Origin of the sequence: Pedobacter montanisoli (genome assembly GCF_022809115.1) — a bacterium.
Taxonomy (GTDB): domain Bacteria; phylum Bacteroidota; class Bacteroidia; order Sphingobacteriales; family Sphingobacteriaceae; genus Pedobacter; species Pedobacter montanisoli.
The window spans coordinates 336,505-354,672 of sequence record NZ_JALGBH010000001.1; the positions used below are offsets into that span (position 1 = coordinate 336,505).

The following is an 18,168-nucleotide window of genomic DNA, read 5'->3' on the forward strand; positions in this document are numbered from 1 at the left end:
TCTCATTTACTTAAAGAAAACCATACAGACTAACCCCTTGTTCAACCTTAAAATCCCACGATATGTACAACAAACCCATGTTAAAAGATAATGCCCTAAAAGGAAAAACCATAGTCATAACCGGTGGTGGTACTGGACTGGGTCGTGCAATGGGCACCTATTTCCTTCAATTGGGGGCTAATCTAGTAATTACCAGCCGTAAGCTGGAAGTATTACAAAAAACCGCACAGGAAATGGAAGCCGAAACAGGTGGCAAAGTGTTGGCTGTACAGTGCGATGTAAGGGATTATGCACAGGTAGAACATCTGTTAAATGAGACAACAGCTACATTTGGTCAGGTAGATGCTTTAGTGAACAATGCAGCAGGCAATTTTATTTCGCCTACAGAACGTTTATCAACCAATGCTTTTTCTACCATTATAGATATTGTACTCAAAGGAACGGTAAACTGTACCTTAGCTTTTGGTAAGCATTGGATTGCGCAGAAACAACCAGCCAGTGTACTAAACATTGTAACTACCTATGCCTTTACAGGCTCTGCTTATGTGGTGCCTTCGGCTTGCGCAAAAGGAGGTGTATTGGCACTTACCCGCTCGCTGGCGGTTGAGTGGGGTAAATATGGTATCAGAACCAATGCCATTGCCCCAGGGCCATTTCCTACCAAAGGTGCTTGGGAAAGGTTGTTGCCTGGCGACTTGGCGCAGAAATTCGATTTTAAGAACCGTGTTCCTTTAAAACGTACAGGCAATCATCAGGAACTGGCTAATCTATCTGCATTTTTGGTAAGCGATTTCTCGGGCTATATCAATGGTGAGGTAATTACCATAGATGGCGGTGAATGGCTACAGGGCGCTGGACAATTTAGCGGACTAGAAGCCATCCCAACCGAAATGTGGGATATGCTGGAACAGATGACGCGTTCAGCTAAAGGGAGTTAAATAGCAAAGTTTATAACTTCTTTACTCTACTGTTACCTATATCCAGTCGTCATCCTAACTTGGAGCGAAGCAGAAAGCTATAGGAGTAAACCGAGCCTAAGCGAGCTCACAGAAGGTAATTCATTTCAGGATCTATCTTTTTGAGGTTAAATGCTGAAACAGCCTGTACCGAATTTAATCCGGAAGTTCAGCATAACGTGAATCACTCCAACCTCAGACATCTGTCATCAGACTTAGGTCATCGGACTTTCTAACTAAACACTTCCCAACTACCAGCTTCGGTCATCCGTCTTCTGACTATCAGCTTCCAGACTTCTAACATATTATCCCTACTTAAACGCAATCTCTGTAGCGCCAAAACCAAACTTCTCTTTACGGGCATCCATAAAGGTACGCACCTGCGGATGTTTGCTAATGATCTTATGAATATGATGCCTTAAAGTACCGTTACCCACACCATGTATAATCACAATTTTAGGCATCTGGTGTACGATGGCCGCATCTAGAACCTGGTTAAAATAAGCTAATTGTATATCCAGGATTTCGCTCTCGCTCAAAAACTGGTAATCGTCACGCAACTTTTCAATATGCAGATCTACCTCATCGGCCGGACGAAGTACTTTAGGTTTCTCAGCCTTTTGGCTAAAAAAGCTTTCTTTAAGTTTCTGCGCATCTATAACAGGAGCCTGCTCATCTAGCTCTATTAACCAACCATACTTATTAATTTCTGGTATCTGTATTTTTGAGGTGCTAAAATCTTTGGCCCTGAATTTCCGTTCTAATAGTAAAGGTGCTTTAGGCTTAACGTTAGCCGTACTGAAATATAAAGCCTGAATTATAAATATCGGCCAGTTATCCAGATCGCCTAAGTTGGCCGCGTACAAGGTTACCGCGGTCTTAGCGGGAATAACGCTGGCAAATTCACCTTTATAAACTCCTTTTCTTTCGGTTTTCAAAGTAAATAACAACTGGTAAGAACTGCGGTTAACCACACTCAAGTGGGCTACTGCACTGGCTTTACCATCTTCGGCAACGGCTATAAAAACTCCATGCTCTTTAAAGGTATCGTCAACCAGTACTTCCTTTTCCTGCTCATTAAAAGCAGCGTTTTCTTCCTGGTGTCCATGTACATGCGTTAGATTGCTTACCGCCACCGGTATTTCAAAACCATCTGTATCGGTTACGCCCACCGTTGCATCATTTATGATATTGGTTACATAACCTTCTCTTTTCTCATCTAAAAACCGTACAAAATCGCCAAGCTTAAACTTCATTACCTTAAAATTTTATTCAAAGCTACAATTTAGCATTTAAAAAAGGTTAATTAACTTAGCACATACATATCCCTAACATTATGAGAGCTGTTATACAACGCGTAACCCAGGCAAGCTGCACCGTAGAAACACAAATTACCGGACAAATAGAGCAGGGTTTTTTGGTTTTATTGGGCATTGAAGATGAAGACACAAGCGAAGACCTGCAATGGCTGGCGCAAAAGATTGCCAACATGCGTATTTTTAGCGACAGCGAAGGATTAATGAACAAATCGCTGGCAGATATCAATGGCAACATTTTACTGATCAGCCAGTTTACGCTCTTTGCTTCTACCAAAAAGGGCAACAGGCCGGGCTTTACACGTGCCGCCAGACCAGAAAAAGCCATTCCGCTTTATGAGCAGATGAAAAAAGAACTCTCAACATTGATCGGTAAAGAAGTGCAATGTGGCATTTTTGGTGCCGATATGAAAATCAGCCTGTTAAATGATGGCCCGGTAACTATTCTTATGGATACGAAGAATAAGGAATGATCTCTGCTCTAAAATACCAAAGCTTTCATATCAGACAAGTTCTATTCGAATTAAACACGAAACACCGATACTAATTCTCTATGGATTCCTTTGATTATAATCATTAATTGCTGTGACAATTGCTTCCGCTTCCCGAGGTTTAAATGTTGCTTTCTTGGCCATTGATATCATCTTAGCTGCCAATCCTTTTTTCTCACCTACCGGTTCATTTCCATATGCCCCCGTTTTAAATTTCTGGGAAACTTCGGGTGTATCCTCAAAATACTTTAACATATCTATATTAAAGGCATTCTTTGGTTTCCCATCTTTATCTTTTGTAATTAGAATTTTATAGCCGCTTAACGATTCGCTCTTATTTTTACTTATCCATTCGGCCAACTCCTGTGCTGTTCCTATAAATACTTCAACATCTATTGGATAAGAATAAAATTTATGTGCATTTATACGTCCTGTTGAAAGCCGTTCCATCATATGATCGTTTGTTCCAAGACTTTTTAACTGTAGATTCTCTGTATCCACAAAATGAATTTTATCATAACTAGTATTTCCTAATTGATAAAACTGCAAATCATCAGCTTTATATTTTGTAGCTTTTGACTCTGGATTACTGGCAAATTCAGCAGAATCTTTAAATAAAATATAACGTTGATTAAACCAAGGATCTTGATCAAACCGACTTATTAAACCATTAATTCGGGTTCCATCTTTTAAGATAGCGTAGCCTCTCTCATAAGTAATTTGAGCATTAGACAATGTCACCATTAAACAAATGTTGACTAACAGAAAAAATATTTTTTTATTCATCTAATAATTTATTTTCAAGTTAAACGAGCTATTTAATGCAGAGAATATCAGGAGTAAAAACACGAAAGATATGAGCCAAAAACCTAATTTATAGACACTAATATATAGCAAGCTCTCGAAATTTGCAAACATTTACAGAATAAACGTTTAACACTTACACTCTTTTCTATCTACATAAGTTTTATTGCCATTACTGTTAAAGTAAAAGCAACCACCTTGTGGTCCTAAGAACAACTTTTGTCCTGAAGTATGCGTACCACATGGTTTTTCAATTTCAGTATCTACGTTTAACCGGGTATCACTTTTACTGCAAGCCAGAAACAATAAGCCAAACCATAAGAAATAAGTTAATCTTTTCATAAAGCCAAGTTATAGAGTAGTTTTAAAGAAGACATACGGTTTTCCGTATGCCTTAAAATGAAACCAATATTTCTTAAGTTTACCTTACAATAAACCTTATAAGAACATTTGAATGTTTAAACAAATTAAAGAACGTATCGAATTTTACGACTGGCCTTCTATATGGAAAACTGTTGGCCTGCTGTTGTTTCTTTCATTTGCTCTGCTCTTTTTTTTCAACTTTGCTTACCTTAAAATGCTATGGCTGGGTAGAGACATGCCTTACCAAACCACAGGCGTTTTAATTGCCAGAAAATCTGTCTATGGCATGAACCAGTCACTCACTGGGACAAGCACAAAAATCAATTCGATTAAATTCTACTATAAATTTGATTTAAATGGTCGGGAGACGCTCGATTCATGCAATGTAGAATACTCTTTACAGAGTGCTCAGCAGTTAAATAGGCTAAAGGATAAACCACTTCCTCTACCTGTAGAAATCAAATACCAGATCAAGCCTTTCTTTAAAAGTATGGTATGGGTGAGGTAGATCGTATTTTGAATCGTTGCTAAATTGAACAATTGGTTACTTGAGTTTATCATTGTCACATTGCCCCCCCGAAGTATCGGAATAAGTTGTCGAAATGTGAATGTTCCTGCAAGTTTGGCTTCGACAGGCTCAGCCTGACACGGCCTATTTTAGGTTACAATATGCTTTCCTATTTCCGTGCAGACCCTGAAATAAATTCAGGGTGACGCAATGAGTTCAGAGTGACGATAATAGTTATAGATAACGCGATGAGTTCAGAGTGACGATAGTAGTCACATCAAATTCTTTAAGCTTACATTAAGCATTAACAGGAATAGCCCTTATCTTTGTTGCTTTACCATTCAGTTAAAAAGATGACCATTACAGAAGCACAGCAAACCGTAGATCAGTGGATTAAAACTACAGGGGTACGTTACTTTAACGAGTTAACCAATACGGCCATTTTAATGGAAGAGGTGGGCGAAGTAGCCCGCATTATGGCGCGTAAATACGGCGAGCAGTCGTTCAAGAAAAGTGATGAGGAGGTAAACCTGGCCGATGAAATGGCTGATGTGCTTTTTGTGCTGATCTGCCTGGCCAACCAAACGGGTATAGACCTGCATGAGGCCTTACAGAAAAACCTGGAAAAGAAAACCAAAAGAGATTCAGAAAGGCATAAAAACAACGAAAAGCTGAAGTAAACCCTCAGCTTTTCGTATTTAGTTTTAGTTAATTGCGCTATTTATTTGTATAAATATAGTGTTTTTTATGCTAAAGCAAGTTTTATTTTTTCAGCATCGGCGCTCAGTTCTTCGGCACTTAGCTTCAGTTTCTCTTTAGCAAAGTTCATATCGCTTACATTGTTCATAGGAATAAGGTGTATATGCGTATGTGGCACTTCCAGACCAATTACCGCAACACCTACCTTTTTACAGGGAAATGCTTTTTTAACACCTATAGCAACTTTCTTTGCAAAAACATGCAGTCCGGCAAGGTGCTCATCATCCATATCAAAAATATAATCCACTTCCTTTTTAGGTATAACCAGCACATGACCATGTACCAGCGGAAAAACATCTAAGAAAGCCAGGTAATGCTCATCTTCGGCTACTTTATGTGCCGGTATTTCACCGGCAATGATTTTTGAAAAAATAGTGCTCATCTGTTGAACTGTTTCTGATTTAAACAATGGTTGATCCTGCAATATTATCTGGAGATCTCCAGGATCTCAAATTCGATCTTACCTGCAGGCACCTGTATTTCGGTTTTATCGCCCACGGATTTACCTAACAAACCTTGTGCAATCGGCGATTTTACGGAGATCTTTCCGCTTTTCAGATCGGCCTCACTCTCTGCCACCAATTGGTAGGTCATGGTTGCGCCGTTCTTTACATTCTTTATTTTCACGATAGACAAAGCCAGTACTTTAGAAGTATCTATCTTAGATTCATCCAGCAATCTTGAGCTGGCCAGTGTGCTTTCTAATTTAGCAATTTTAGCCTCATGCAGGCCTTGTGCTTCTTTTGCTGCATCGTATTCTGCATTTTCAGAAAGATCGCCTTTATCCCTTGCCTCTGCAATGGCTCTGGCAATTGCCGCTCTACCTTCCGTTTTTAAGTAGTGTAACTCTTCCTTAAGTTTTTCTAACCCTTCTTTGGTATAATAAGTAATTTCTGCCATAACTATTCTTTACGTTAATCCTCTAAAAAAGAAACAAGACTATACGGGGTGTACCTGCATAGTCTTGCTCTGATTTTAACGAAGATAAAAGCCTTGATCTATAAAAGCAAATAAAAAACAAATTTGCGCTTTGCTTTTACAATTTCCTTATGATAACCAGACTGCTAGATTACAGTCTGCCCAAGATCTTCGCTTACTTCGTTTTAAATGTTTTATTTTTTCAGTCCTATTTCTCTTAAACGCTCGTCAAGATATTCGCCCGCAGTCATATCGCTATATACTTTAGGATGTGCTGCATCGATACATGAATCTAAGCTGGTCAGATCCATTTCGCTACGCGGATGTAAGAAGAAAGGTACCGAGTAACGCGAGGTTTTCATTAGCTCACGCGGTGGGTTTACCACACGGTGGGTAGTAGAACGTAATTTGTTATTGGTTAAACGTTGCAACATATCGCCCACGTTCACCACAATATCGGTATGGTGCGCTTTAATTGGCAACCATTCGTTGCTACGGGTTAATACTTCTAAACCATCGGCGCTTGCACCAATTAAAAGGGTAATCAGGTTAATGTCTTCATGTGCTCCGGCACGTACGGCATCATCAGGAATTGAATCCGGATCTTCAATCGGGAAATAATGGATCCCTCTTAAAATAGAGTTACCATTATGTACGTGTTTGTCAAAATAATCGATAGGTAAACCTAAATAAGTAGCAATAGCTCTTAACAAATACTTACCGTTGCTTTCCAGTTTCTGGTAAATCTCGCGGGTAACAGCATTAAATTCAGGAATTTCTTCTAAATACTCATTATCGGGGTATTCATTTTTAATTGGGTCGTTATCACTTACGGTCTGTCCTATCTGCCAGAATTCTTTTAGGTCGGCAGTTTTTGCGCCTTTGGCGGTTTCTTTACCCGCACTGGTGTAACCACGTTGTCCGGCTAATTCAGGTTTTTCATATTTGCGTTTAACCTCTACAGGTAAAGCAAACATTTGCTGTATATTTTTATAAAGCTTGTCTATCAGTTCCTGGCTAACTCCATGATTGGTAATGGTTACAAAGCCCGAATCGTTAAAAGCTTTACCTAACTCGTCAGAAAATTGCTTACGTTGCTCTTCTGTTCCGTTAACATAAGTGTCGAGATCAAGACACGGAATATAAGGTGTTGACATATTCTTTGTTTTTAATATTCATCTAAAATTAGAAAAGTTATGTTAACAAACGCCATTATTTTATTTTTAATTCATATAAATTACTAGAAAACAATATTTTAAGTTATTAACAGCGGTGAAGTTGAGAGTCAGAAGTCCGATGACCGAGGTCTGAAGTGTGTAGCTAGGGAGTTTATAGCCTGTAGTCCGAAGACGGATGTCCGAAGTTGGTAGTTGGGAAGTCTGATGTCCGATGACGGATGTTTGAAGTTGGTGTGCCTTTCTATAGTTTAATATCTGCGTCATGCTGTGCTCCCTTCACGTCATGCTGAACTCCTCGTTGTATCGTCATGCTGAACTCGTTTCAGCATCTTCGCTTAATGGTGTCACATTGAGCCTCCCGAAGTATCGGGACAAGTTGTCGAAATGTGAATGTTCCTGCAAGTTAGGCTTCGACAATCCCGATAGCTATCGGGACAGCCTGACACAGTCCATTTTAGGTTACCACATACTTTCCTATACCGTCATGCTGAAATTTGTTCAGCATCTTTATATACCCTGACTTGGAGCAAAGCGGAAAGATACGCAGTAAAACGAGTTCAGAGTGACGACAGAGAATAAAAACCAACACATTAAATTTCAATTAAATATAATTTGTTATTGATAAAAAGTTTATATTCAATACTTACTTTAGACCAAACTAAAAATCTGATGAAGCAGTTAAGCCTTTTTCTATGCGGGTTAATCTTATGGTGCAATGCCAAAGCCCTGGAAACCGATAGTGTGAAAACTCCTCATTTTAACTATAAAGTGGTATTGGTACCCGCAGCTTTAATGGTTTCGGGAGTGCTGCTCAACTCCAACAATCCCGAATCTGTAAAGAACGAGATCGTGGAGTTTCGCAATAACCATATGCCTAATTTCAGGGCCAAAATAGACGATTATCTGCAATTTAGTCCTATTGCCATGGCTTATGGCTTAGATGCTATGGGCATTGCTTCAAAAAACCCTGCTCAAACCCGTTCTTTCCTGTTGCTTAAAGGCGAGGTACTGGCCGTAGGCACTAGCTTTCTCTTAAAAAACCTTTGCCGTCAGGTACGTCCTGATGGATCGGGTTTCAACTCTTTTCCTTCGGGACATACCACGCAGGCTTTTGCCGCCGCTACTTTTTTGAGTGAAGAATATAAAGGCCGCTATCCCTGGGTACCCTATGCTGCCTATGGCGTAGCCACCTCTGTAGGTGCTTTGCGCATGGCCAATAACAAACATTATATAAGTGATGTACTGTTTGGTGCCGGGCTGGGCATTTTAGCCATGAAAACACCCTACTGGCTTAAACAGAAAAAGCATACTGCTGTGCCGCAATGGTAGGCCTGGCTAAATCTTACATTTTGCTTACACACTAATACGGGGCTTTTTTCGTAATATTACATGTTAGCCCTATTTAACATGAAAAAGTTGCTGATCATGAGTCTTATTCTGTTTTCCCTTCTTAACGCCGATGCCCAGAAACCCAAATTAGAAACCGCCACCTTTGGCATGGGCTGTTTCTGGTGTACCGAAGCTGTTTTTCAACGTTTAAATGGCGTTACCAACGTACGTTCGGGTTATGAAGGCGGACAAGTACCTAATCCTACTTATGATGAGGTATGTACCGGCACTACGGGTCATGCTGAAGTGATAGAAATGCAGTACGATCCTGCCAAAATCAGTTATGAAGAACTGCTGGAAGTTTTCTGGAAAACCCACGACCCTACTACGCTTAACCGTCAGGGAGCCGATGTGGGTACACAGTACCGCTCGGTAGTTTTTTACCATAACGAACAGCAAAAAGCTTTGGCCGAAAAATATAAAGCCCTGCTCAATAAAGAAAATGCCTTTGGCAAACCTGTAGTTACTACAATCGAAAAAGCAGAACCTTTTTATGTGGCCGAAAACTACCATCAGGATTATTACCGTCGAAATGGTGAGCAGCCTTATTGCCGCCTGGTGATTCTACCTAAATTAGAAAAGTTAGAAAAGCTGTTTAAGAGTAAGTTGAAGCATTAGGAGTCTGGAAGTTGATAGTCCGGAAGTCCGAGGCTTGTCCGAAGACCGATGACGGATGTTTGAAGTCGGGAAGATTGGTAGTCCGAAAGTCTGATGACGGGAGTCTGAAGCTCCCTATTGTGCGTCATGCAGAACTCCTCCTTGTATCGTCATGCTGAACTTCCCGAAATGAGTTCGGGACAGGTTGTTTCAGCATCTTTGCTTAGCGTTGTCCCATTGAGCCTCCCGAAGTATCGGGACAAGTTGTCGAAATGTGAATGTTCCTGCAAATTAGGCTTCGACAGGCTCAGCCTGACACAGTCCATTTTACGTTACAACAGATTTCCTTACACCGTCATGCTGAACTTCCCGATTAAATTCGGGACAGGCTGTTTCAGCATCTTTACTTAGCGTTGTCACATTGAGCCTCCCGAAGCATCGGGACAAGTTATCGAAATGTGAGTGCCCTTCAAATTAGGCTTCGACAATCCCGATAGCTATCGGGACAGCCTGACACAGTCTCTGTTAAGTTATTATATTTTCTCTTTGGTATGAATGTCCCTGCAAGTAAGACCTCGACAATCCCCATAGCTATCGGGACAGCCTGACAGGGCTCCTGAATTTTTGTTTCAGCATCTTATACAATAGGTCAAAAGACTATGGGTGTAGGTTAATAATAAAACTGTCAGAACATGCTTAGAACTTTTACGTTCTTTAAATGTTTATGGATTGTCAAGGTTTTGTGTTGAAGGATTCATACCTACAAAATATAAACAAAATGAACCGTCTAATTATTGATTGGGTAAATATGCCCACCTACAATACCATCATGAGCGTTGCAGCAGGTGCTGCGCTATGTTCGGTAGCCGCTATCGGAAAAAGTATTTTATTCAATAAAGGCATCACACCTAAGGGCTGGGCAATCAATTTAGCCATTCTGGGCGCTCTACTTTTTACCACAGGGCTGCACATGACCCTTACCTGGCCACTTGCTGCCTATTTCCCGTTTGATAACATTATTTTCGGGGAACCTTCTCTGGCCTGTGGCACACTTTGTTTAGGGCTGTCTTTTTATTTCTGGAAAAGCCGCAGCATCATTACCGAAAACATCAACATACAGGTTAACATCGCCCGGGATTTCTACAACTTCAGGTTTCTGTTGTACGGATTAGGTGGCGCACTTATAGGCATTGGTATAGCTGGTGTACATTTCCAGTTATTTGCCGCACCTAAGGAAGAACCCATCTCTGGCATGTTTGCAGATTACCCCATGCTGGAGGCTACCGCTATCTCATGCCTGTACGCCTTTAACGGCATTGCTTTGCTCATGATCCCCGCTATCTTAAAAAAATGGTCTTTGGGCAATTATAACATTACTTCGGCAGCTAAGATCGTATATATTCTGTTAACCTTAATTGGAGCGGTATGGATCATATTTGGCGCCATGAACTATTTTACGCATATCGGCCTTATTGTAAACACCATGAAATAGCCAGCAAATCTATCTTAAACAAAGCTTATGAAAAAGTACATCATTACAAGTCTCATTGTAGCATTGGCGCAATTGTGCTTTGCGCAAAGTCCAACTGCATCGCCCAGGCCTTATCCGGTAAGCATCAACCATATCGGCATTACCGTTCCAGATCTTAATAAGGCAATGGATTTTTACACCCGGGTTATGGGCTGGTACCACATCTCGGGCCCGGTACGCGTGGTAGAGGCAGATACCAAAAACCCGTTAACCAGCGTATCAATAGGCATTTACGGTAAGGGCTGGAAAGAGTTTAGGTTTGCCCATTTTTCAACCAGCAACGGGGTAGGCGTAGAAATGTTCGAGTTTAAGAACAACAAAGACAAAAGAAGCTCCAACTCTCCGTTTAGAACGGGCATCTATCATTTTGCGGTACAAGATCCGGATGTTGAGGGTTTGGTAAAGCGCATCCTTGCCAACGGCGGCAGGCAGGTATCGCCCATTACAGAACTGGCCCCGGGCGTAAAGCCTTATAAAATGGTTTATATGACGGATCCCTTCGGAAATTTTATAGAGATATACAGCAATTCATACGAGTTACAGACCGAGGGTTTAAAATAGTTTAGATTTAAAAGTATTATCCGCTATGGTAGGCTTTATCTAACTGTACTCTCACTTCGGGATGATCTTTCACATACCTGCTTACAAAGGGGCAATATACCATAACGGGTTTGTTCTGGCTCTTGGCATAGGCAAAGGCAAATTCTGCCAGTGCAGTAGCCAAACCCTGTCCTTTAAAAGCTTCGGGTACCAGCGTATGCATCAAAGCAATATCTTTCTTGTAAAACCTATAACTCAGGTAGGCAATCTCATCGCCAAGGTTAATTTCAAACTGCTGTTTTTCAATATTATTTATAACTGTTGGCATCCTTAATTATTTTAAATTGAATTTAGCCTTTATTCAGCTCTTAAACCAGCCTGATCAAAATTTAATCTATCTTATCCAATCAGAGACCGCTATTTGTGGCTTGACTCTTAACTTTCCATAAATATGAATCTCTTTTACTAACTTAAGTTTAATTGCATCAAATCAGAACAATATGGCATCTTACAACATACCCGATCAGCTAAAGGGCTTATCTCCCGAAGAAGTGAAAACATCCAGAGAGCGTTATGGCTTCAATAGAATAGAGACCATACGCCATAGTGCTTTTGAGATGCTGGTAGATATCCTGAAAGAACCTATGCTGATCTTGCTCTTTGCAATTTCTATCATCTATGTTATTGTAGGCAATTATGGCGAGGCACTGTTCATGTTTGTGGCTATCGTTGCCGTATCGGCCATTTCATTGTATCAGGATAACCGCAGCAGAAAGGCGCTGGAAGAGCTGGAAAAACTCAACGAGCCTTTGAGTATGGTGATTAGAGCAGGTAAAGTAATCAAATTACCCACGCATGAAATTGTGGTGGGTGATCTTTGCATTACGGAAGAAGGTAAAATGATCAATGCCGATGGGCATATTGTGCACAGCAATGATTTTTCGGTAAACGAAGCTTCTTTAACCGGCGAAAGTTTTTCGGTATTTAAAAATAGTGATTCAGATAACAACCAGGTGTACAGTGGCACCATCTCAGTTTCGGGACTGGCCGTTTTTAAAGTAGATCATATTGGCAAAGCCACCAAGATCGGGCAAATTGGCGATGCGATTACAAGCATAAAAGAAGAGAGTTCTCCTTTACAAATCCAGATCCGCCAATTTGTAAAATGGATGGGGATAGCGGGTATTATCATCTTTCTAATGGTTTGGGGCTACAGCTTTATACAAACCGGCAGTTTAGTTAGCAGTTTGTTAAACGGTTTAACCATGGCCATGTCTGTTCTTCCGGAGGAGATACCCGTAGCCTTTACAACTTTTATGGCCCTTGGCGCATGGAAATTAATGCGCGAGGGGATCATTGTTAAAAAAACCAGCATTGTTGAAACCTTAGGCAGCACAACGGTAATCTGTACCGATAAAACGGGAACCATTACAGAAAACAGCATGCAGCTCAAGAAATTGTACAATTATCCATCTGATCAGATTTTTGAGGAAGACGCGTTTAACAATCCTGCGTTATCTACCCTGATCAATTATGCCATGTGGAGCAGTGAACCCGTTCCCTTTGACCCTATGGAAAAAACGCTGCATAAAGTGTATGAAAGCACGCAAAAAGAAGATGTGCGCCGCAATTATGAGCTGTTTCATGAATATCCTTTAGAAGGTAAACCACCCATGATGACACATCTCTTCCAAAATGCGGCTAAAGACCGCATCATTGCTGCCAAGGGAGCACCAGAGGCTATTCTTGCGGTGTCCAGGCTTTCAGATCAGGAGAAAGACAAGGTTAGAGCACAGATCACACAATTTGGCAAAGAAGGTTACCGGGTACTGGGTGTAGCCAGATCTGATTATGCAGGTAATGATTTTCCAGACAAGCAGCAAGACTTTGAATTTAACTTTTTAGGACTGGTGGTGTTTTATGATCCGCCCAAACCGGGCATAAAAGAGGTGTTTAAACATATCTATGATGCCGGGATCCAGGTAAAGGTCATCACCGGCGATAATGCAGATACCACTGCAAGCATTGCTGCACAGGCAGGTATTGTAAATACAGTCGAGGTGCAGAGCGGCAATGACCTTCAGGGCTATACCCAGGAAGCATTAATACCCATTGCCGAACGTACAGTATTATTTACCCGCATGTTTCCGGAGGCTAAGCTGGCGGTAGTTAATGCGCTAAAGAAAAAAGGCGAAGTGGTGGCCATGCTGGGCGATGGGGTAAACGATGGTCCGGCGCTTAAAGCGGCACATATTGGCGTAGCCATGGGCAATAAAGGAACAGAGATTGCAAAAGCTGCTGCCGCTTTAATCATTACCAATGATGATCTGGACAAATTGGTTGTTGGCGTGGCCGCAGGCAGGCGCATTTATGCCAACATCAAAAAAGCTATACAGTACATTATTTCCATTCATATCCCCATTATTCTTACCGTATCGCTGCCGCTGTTTTTAGGCTGGATCTATCCGCAGATCTTTACCCCCGTTCACGTTATCTTTATGGAATTGGTAATGGGTCCAACCTGTTCCATTGTTTATGAAAACGAACCGATGGAGAAAAACACCATGCTACAGCCCCCACGAACTTTAACAGATACTTTCTTAAATCTTCGCGAACTTGCTATCAGTATCATTCAGGGGCTTGTCATTACCGCAGGGGTGTTATTTGCCTATCAATGGGCTGTGCAACATGCCGGAGACGAAGAAAATACAAGGGCAATGGTTTTTACAACCCTGATCTTTTCTAACATGCTCCTGAGTCTGGTTAACCGTTCTTTTCATTACAGCTTATTCAATAGCTTAAAAAACAGAAATATGCTTTTCCCTATTGTTATTGGCCTTACGTTAATCTTGCTCTTTGCCATCTTATACATCAGGCCTTTTGCCAATTTCTTCCAATTAAAAGGATTGAGCCTGCCTGAACTAGGCATAGCCCTGCTCATTGCGGCTGTTTCTGTGCTGTGGTTTGAACTTTATAAGTTGTATAAAAGGTATTTGGTTGGTAAGGGGCAGGCTTCTTTACATTAGGAGCTATCTTTTTATTAGCTAAAACCGCAAAGAAACAATATGCTTATTGAGGCATTTCAACTTTTTTAATACCTTAGGAAAAATTATTAAACCATTTATGCGCTACTTATTTTCCTTCTTATTTATTTTAATTAAGCTACAGATTTTTGCACAGGTAACCAAGGTAAATCCTAAAGATTTATCTGGTTCATGGATTAAGGCAGAGATCTCTTATTTAGACGGAACGGAGTTACCTGATAACAATGTATTAAAATACAATTACATTAAATACACTTTTCAGAGCCCGGATATTCTATATGTTTCTACTGTATATAAAAATTTAGGAAATGAGAACAGGTATAAAATAAAAGGAAATATGCTTTATATTATGACTCCGGCAGATTTCGTGATCAACAGTTTCAGAATCTTTGAAATGAACAACCAGAAACTGGTACTTTTTGAAAGTACAGGTTCAAGCCATGAAGACCCAAAAGCTTTAAAATATACTTTCTTTTCAGAACAGTACTTTAAAGACCAACTCCCTTTATCAAAAAGCGATATCTATTTGATTACAAAAAACGACACCATTTACAATACAAGTCAGAAAATATATCCCGGATTTACAGGAAACAACCTGCAAAGTTTCATGTACAACGAGTTGAGCGACAAAAAACGAAGAGAAGGAACACATATAGTGAGCTTTATTGTAAACAAAAAAGGTCAGATAGACAGTCTTAAAACCTTAGAAAGCATAAGCCCTCAATATCAGGAAATGTTTGAGAAAGCCTTTAAAAAAACTAAAAATATGTGGAGCCCGGCATACCTAAATGGCAAACCCGTAAGTGTGCTCATGTATTGTAAATTGAAATATTATGGTAAAGAGATTATGAACGATTTCTTTAACACACAAAAAGCCAATCAAGCTTATCAGGATAAAAACTATGAGTTAGCTATTTTTTATTACAGCGAAGCCATTGAAGTTAACCCCGAAGATACCGACAATCTATACAAAAGAGGTCTCTGCAAACAAGCTTTGGGCAATCTGGCGGGTGCATGTGATGACTGGAAAAAAGCTGAAAAGCTGGGCAGTACGGCTACCCCGCCTCTTATACAGAAATACTGCAATTAAGTTTTTTAGATCTTGAATTATTTTACTGCTCAAAATTTTAAGCAAAAAATACAAAATATTTATCACAACAATTCTTGCTGATTTGGTTTTTAATTGATAATTTAGGTTACAATACTAAACCAGACAAAACCGCTCTATGCTCAAAAAAACGTTTCTTAACTTAAAAAGGAACTCTTCCTTTTTAATCTTATCTACTCTTTTTCTCTTATGTAGTGTTTCCTGTAAAAAAGATCTGTTTAACCAGAGTAAACAAGAATACAGTAATCCTGAACTTGTCAAAAGAAATGCCGAGTACCGCAAAGGTCCGCAAATGGAGAAGGTGAGCTTCAATGCTTTCAAAACAAAAACAGACCTTAATGTTCTGGGCAGTGTAGGCAAAATGCTCACGACAGCTAACCCAAAGGCTAAAACCATGGCCGTCAATACACCCGAAACTTATGAGGGCCTCCAGATCAATACAGACAGCGTAACCATTGTTAAAAACGGAGATCGTACCAGTTATATTTTCAGCATTAAGCTGTCCAATCCCAGGGCTATCGTTTTCCAGAACCTAACGGTAGATGTATCTCCCGAAAGAACGCTCACTTTTATCAATACTTATGCACCGACACAAAAATGGATTGCCAAATGGCGTAGCGGAAACCCCGGAGAGTTTGAAGGCGATATCAGTGTAACCTATCTTAAATCGGCCTCAACAGCTTTGCCGAGCATAGGCTCTGCATCACCTAATAGTGAGCTTAATAAAAATTCAACGACCAAAGTAATGGGTAAAGGAGAATTACCCGGTTCGAAAGGTAAAACGATGATGGTATTTGTTGACTGCTATACTACGACCTACTATTACATAGTTGCATATCAATGTGCCGGTGATGGGCACTGGCCGGGACAAGATTGTAACATGGACGGTGATAAGAGAGCAGGTTATCGTGTTGCGTCCCAAGATGTCACCGACTGCTATGTATGGGATGACGGAGTTGGTACAGGCGGTGGAAGTGGTGGAGGATCTGGTGGCGGAGGCGGGACTTCACCAACACCACCACCTGATTATGATCCATGCGACACTACTAACCCACCTATAGGCCCTTTGGGTGTTCACAGTGGCGCAACTGGTACTAAACTGATGGTACACCAAAACCCAGATTGTAATTCAGTTCCACCAACGATGCCAAGCCAAGCACAACAACTGATCAATAATCTTCAGATCATAAACGTTAGGCAGATCAATTTCTTAAGTGATCCTGCAAATGGAACTGTGGTTATGGAACTGAGCGATTATTTGGATGCACAAAATCATACTCTTGATGCTTACAATTACGCAAGATGGGGGAGTAGCTTATCTAACCGCAAACAGCCCGCAGATTAATATCTATCAGTTCTTAACAAAGTTCTTTCCTTATGGACCTGACCTAATAGCCGATGCAGAGCCAAATAACTGGACAGATCCTGACAATGAGATCCTAAATGATCTCGATCAAACCGTTTATCAAGAATATCAGGATGGACAGCCCTGGCCAACCATTGACCGCCAGACCATAATTCAATTTGAGGATTTTGTTGAAATGAGGAATAAACCCAATAGCACTGTTAAAGAAAGTTGCCTTGTACTTGCGAAAGAACAATTGGGAAAAGCTGGTTATACCTGTTCTGGGTGGTTACCAGGCAGTCAAACTTTTTCAATCTATACTGAACAGAATGGAGTTAATCAATCCAAAACCAAGCAGGCCATTAGTTACATTATTAGTTCATTGCAGCAAAAAATACCTGTACTAATTGGAGTAGATAATCGAGCTGGCGCTCCACCTGAAAACTTGGATAATTCAACTGATCATTATGTGGTAATTGTTGGCATGGGCACAGATGACAAAGGCAAATATTTCCAGTTTGTCGATAGTGCCACCTCAAACCGGTCTCAAGGTGCAAGTTTTAGCAACAGGCTTTACTACAATGCTACAACTGGTAAAATCACAGGAAAGACAGCTGTAGTTAATTATCGAAACTATCCAGGTATGCACGACTATATAGTGACACAGGTTAGAAAAAGCATAAAAAAATAGAAGATGAAAAAGTTTGTTTTAATATTCATTTGTTCTTTAGCCTTCAACATTTGTTGGGGCCAAAAGCCCGTCAACAACTCCGATCAGGAGGGCATCAAAAATACAATAATTGAATTTTTAAGATGGTATAAGCAACAGGCAACACAACCTGTTGAAACCATTGATACGACAAAACTGCGTAATTATATAATTGAGTGGCAGGAGATCGATACCCTTATAAAGCCAACTGTTAATATGATTGCTGTTGAAAACTATTTAGATCGCTTAAGAGCCAGTCATTGTCTCTCTGAAACGTTTATCAATAATCTAAGGCAATATCACCAAAAAATAAAAAGTGAACTAAAACTTGTTAAAGCCTCGCCCAAAAGTGATGGGATCTATTCTATCCCCGGTTTAAACTTTGATGTTGTTTTTGGAAGTTTTGAACCAGAAGGAATTTACGATCGCTACAAATCAGGCATTTTTAGGAGAATTTCAATCGTACACAATAAGGCCATTGTCCAGTTTTATATACCTCAGTCCTCTACTTATTCCAATCTAAAGATGCTTTTTACCTTAACAAAAGAAAAGGGCCGTTGGCTTATTGACTATATCGGCTATTACCATAATCACCCTTAGTTGACACATAAT

The 18,168-nt window shown here is 40.3% G+C and carries 20 protein-coding genes; 13 read left to right on the forward strand and 7 right to left on the reverse strand.

Features of this window, described 5'->3' with window-relative positions; genetic code table 11:
- Positions 1 to 62: 62 nt before the first annotated feature.
- A complete protein-coding gene (locus MMF97_RS01500) occupies positions 63 to 938 on the forward strand; it encodes an SDR family oxidoreductase (protein WP_243357879.1) in 876 nt (291 codons plus the stop codon).
- A 329-nt stretch (positions 939 to 1,267) separates the two neighbouring features.
- On the opposite strand, the gene MMF97_RS01505 is transcribed toward MMF97_RS01500, so the two are convergent.
- A complete protein-coding gene (locus MMF97_RS01505) occupies positions 1,268 to 2,212 on the reverse strand; it encodes a Smr/MutS family protein (RefSeq protein WP_243357881.1) in 945 nt (314 codons plus the stop codon).
- 80 nt (positions 2,213 to 2,292) lie between these two features.
- Here MMF97_RS01505 and dtd point away from each other — a divergent pair, with 80 nt between their 5' ends.
- Positions 2,293 to 2,745 carry a D-aminoacyl-tRNA deacylase gene (gene dtd, locus MMF97_RS01510; RefSeq protein WP_243357883.1) on the forward strand — a complete coding sequence of 151 codons (453 nt, stop codon included), beginning with the start codon at positions 2,293 to 2,295 and terminating at the stop codon, positions 2,743 to 2,745.
- 78 nt (positions 2,746 to 2,823) lie between these two features.
- Here dtd and MMF97_RS01515 read toward each other — a convergent pair whose 3' ends face one another.
- Both MMF97_RS01515 and MMF97_RS01520 read right to left on the reverse strand, forming a co-directional pair.
- Entirely contained in the window at positions 2,824 to 3,549 is a 726-nt protein-coding gene (locus tag MMF97_RS01515) for a hypothetical protein (RefSeq protein WP_243357884.1), read from the reverse strand.
- A gap of 147 nt (positions 3,550 to 3,696) precedes the next feature.
- Positions 3,697 to 3,909, reverse strand: a complete 213-nt coding sequence (locus tag MMF97_RS01520; RefSeq protein WP_243357886.1) for a hypothetical protein — start codon at positions 3,907 to 3,909, stop codon at positions 3,697 to 3,699.
- A 112-nt stretch (positions 3,910 to 4,021) separates the two neighbouring features.
- On the opposite strand from MMF97_RS01520, the gene MMF97_RS01525 reads away from it, so the two are divergent.
- Both MMF97_RS01525 and MMF97_RS01530 read left to right on the forward strand, forming a co-directional pair.
- Positions 4,022 to 4,438 carry a hypothetical protein gene (locus MMF97_RS01525; RefSeq protein WP_243357889.1) on the forward strand — a complete coding sequence of 139 codons (417 nt, stop codon included), beginning with the start codon at positions 4,022 to 4,024 and terminating at the stop codon, positions 4,436 to 4,438.
- Positions 4,439 to 4,791: 353 nt separating this feature from the next.
- A complete protein-coding gene (locus tag MMF97_RS01530; protein WP_243357890.1) occupies positions 4,792 to 5,118 on the forward strand; it encodes a nucleotide pyrophosphohydrolase in 327 nt (108 codons plus the stop codon).
- A 65-nt stretch (positions 5,119 to 5,183) separates the two neighbouring features.
- Here the strand turns inward: MMF97_RS01530 and MMF97_RS01535 are convergent, their stop codons facing one another.
- The 3 genes from MMF97_RS01535 to MMF97_RS01545 all read right to left on the reverse strand — a co-directional run bounded on the left by MMF97_RS01535 (position 5,184) and on the right by MMF97_RS01545 (position 7,272).
- Complete coding sequence (locus tag MMF97_RS01535; RefSeq protein ID WP_243357892.1) at positions 5,184 to 5,579, reverse strand: HIT family protein; 396 nt, start codon at positions 5,577 to 5,579, stop codon at positions 5,184 to 5,186.
- 44 nt (positions 5,580 to 5,623) lie between these two features.
- Positions 5,624 to 6,097, reverse strand: coding sequence for a transcription elongation factor GreA (greA, locus tag MMF97_RS01540; protein ID WP_243357894.1), 474 nt, complete (start codon positions 6,095 to 6,097; stop codon positions 5,624 to 5,626).
- Positions 6,098 to 6,309: 212 nt separating this feature from the next.
- Positions 6,310 to 7,272 carry an isopenicillin N synthase family dioxygenase gene (locus MMF97_RS01545; protein ID WP_243357897.1) on the reverse strand — a complete coding sequence of 321 codons (963 nt, stop codon included), beginning with the start codon at positions 7,270 to 7,272 and terminating at the stop codon, positions 6,310 to 6,312.
- Positions 7,273 to 7,962: 690 nt separating this feature from the next.
- Here MMF97_RS01545 and MMF97_RS01550 point away from each other — a divergent pair.
- The 4 genes from MMF97_RS01550 to MMF97_RS01565 all read left to right on the forward strand — a co-directional run bounded on the left by MMF97_RS01550 (position 7,963) and on the right by MMF97_RS01565 (position 11,371).
- Complete coding sequence (locus tag MMF97_RS01550) at positions 7,963 to 8,622, forward strand: phosphatase PAP2 family protein (RefSeq protein ID WP_243357899.1); 660 nt, start codon at positions 7,963 to 7,965, stop codon at positions 8,620 to 8,622.
- A gap of 78 nt (positions 8,623 to 8,700) precedes the next feature.
- Entirely contained in the window at positions 8,701 to 9,300 is a 600-nt protein-coding gene (msrA, locus tag MMF97_RS01555) for a peptide-methionine (S)-S-oxide reductase MsrA (protein ID WP_243357900.1), read from the forward strand.
- Positions 9,301 to 10,057: 757 nt separating this feature from the next.
- Entirely contained in the window at positions 10,058 to 10,771 is a 714-nt protein-coding gene (locus MMF97_RS01560; RefSeq protein ID WP_243357904.1) for a DUF981 family protein, read from the forward strand.
- A gap of 27 nt (positions 10,772 to 10,798) precedes the next feature.
- Positions 10,799 to 11,371, forward strand: coding sequence for a VOC family protein (locus MMF97_RS01565; RefSeq protein ID WP_243357906.1), 573 nt, complete (start codon positions 10,799 to 10,801; stop codon positions 11,369 to 11,371).
- A 16-nt stretch (positions 11,372 to 11,387) separates the two neighbouring features.
- Here the strand turns inward: MMF97_RS01565 and MMF97_RS01570 are convergent, their stop codons facing one another.
- Positions 11,388 to 11,678 carry a GNAT family N-acetyltransferase gene (locus MMF97_RS01570; protein ID WP_243357908.1) on the reverse strand — a complete coding sequence of 97 codons (291 nt, stop codon included), beginning with the start codon at positions 11,676 to 11,678 and terminating at the stop codon, positions 11,388 to 11,390.
- Positions 11,679 to 11,850: 172 nt separating this feature from the next.
- Between MMF97_RS01570 and MMF97_RS01575 the strand changes: the two genes are divergently transcribed.
- The 5 genes from MMF97_RS01575 to MMF97_RS01595 all read left to right on the forward strand — a co-directional run bounded on the left by MMF97_RS01575 (position 11,851) and on the right by MMF97_RS01595 (position 18,156).
- Positions 11,851 to 14,376 carry a cation-translocating P-type ATPase gene (locus MMF97_RS01575; protein ID WP_243357909.1) on the forward strand — a complete coding sequence of 842 codons (2,526 nt, stop codon included), beginning with the start codon at positions 11,851 to 11,853 and terminating at the stop codon, positions 14,374 to 14,376.
- A 97-nt stretch (positions 14,377 to 14,473) separates the two neighbouring features.
- Positions 14,474 to 15,484 (forward strand): energy transducer TonB, encoded by a 1,011-nt coding sequence (locus tag MMF97_RS01580; protein ID WP_243357918.1) that lies wholly within the window; start codon positions 14,474 to 14,476, stop codon positions 15,482 to 15,484.
- A gap of 136 nt (positions 15,485 to 15,620) precedes the next feature.
- Complete coding sequence (locus MMF97_RS01585) at positions 15,621 to 16,847, forward strand: hypothetical protein (protein ID WP_243357920.1); 1,227 nt, start codon at positions 15,621 to 15,623, stop codon at positions 16,845 to 16,847.
- Entirely contained in the window at positions 16,786 to 17,538 is a 753-nt protein-coding gene (locus MMF97_RS01590; protein ID WP_243357922.1) for a hypothetical protein, read from the forward strand. Before MMF97_RS01585 ends, MMF97_RS01590 begins: the two co-directional genes overlap by 62 nt.
- Before the next feature lie 3 nt (positions 17,539 to 17,541).
- Positions 17,542 to 18,156 carry a hypothetical protein gene (locus tag MMF97_RS01595; protein WP_243357924.1) on the forward strand — a complete coding sequence of 205 codons (615 nt, stop codon included), beginning with the start codon at positions 17,542 to 17,544 and terminating at the stop codon, positions 18,154 to 18,156.
- Positions 18,157 to 18,168: the final 12 nt, after the last annotated feature.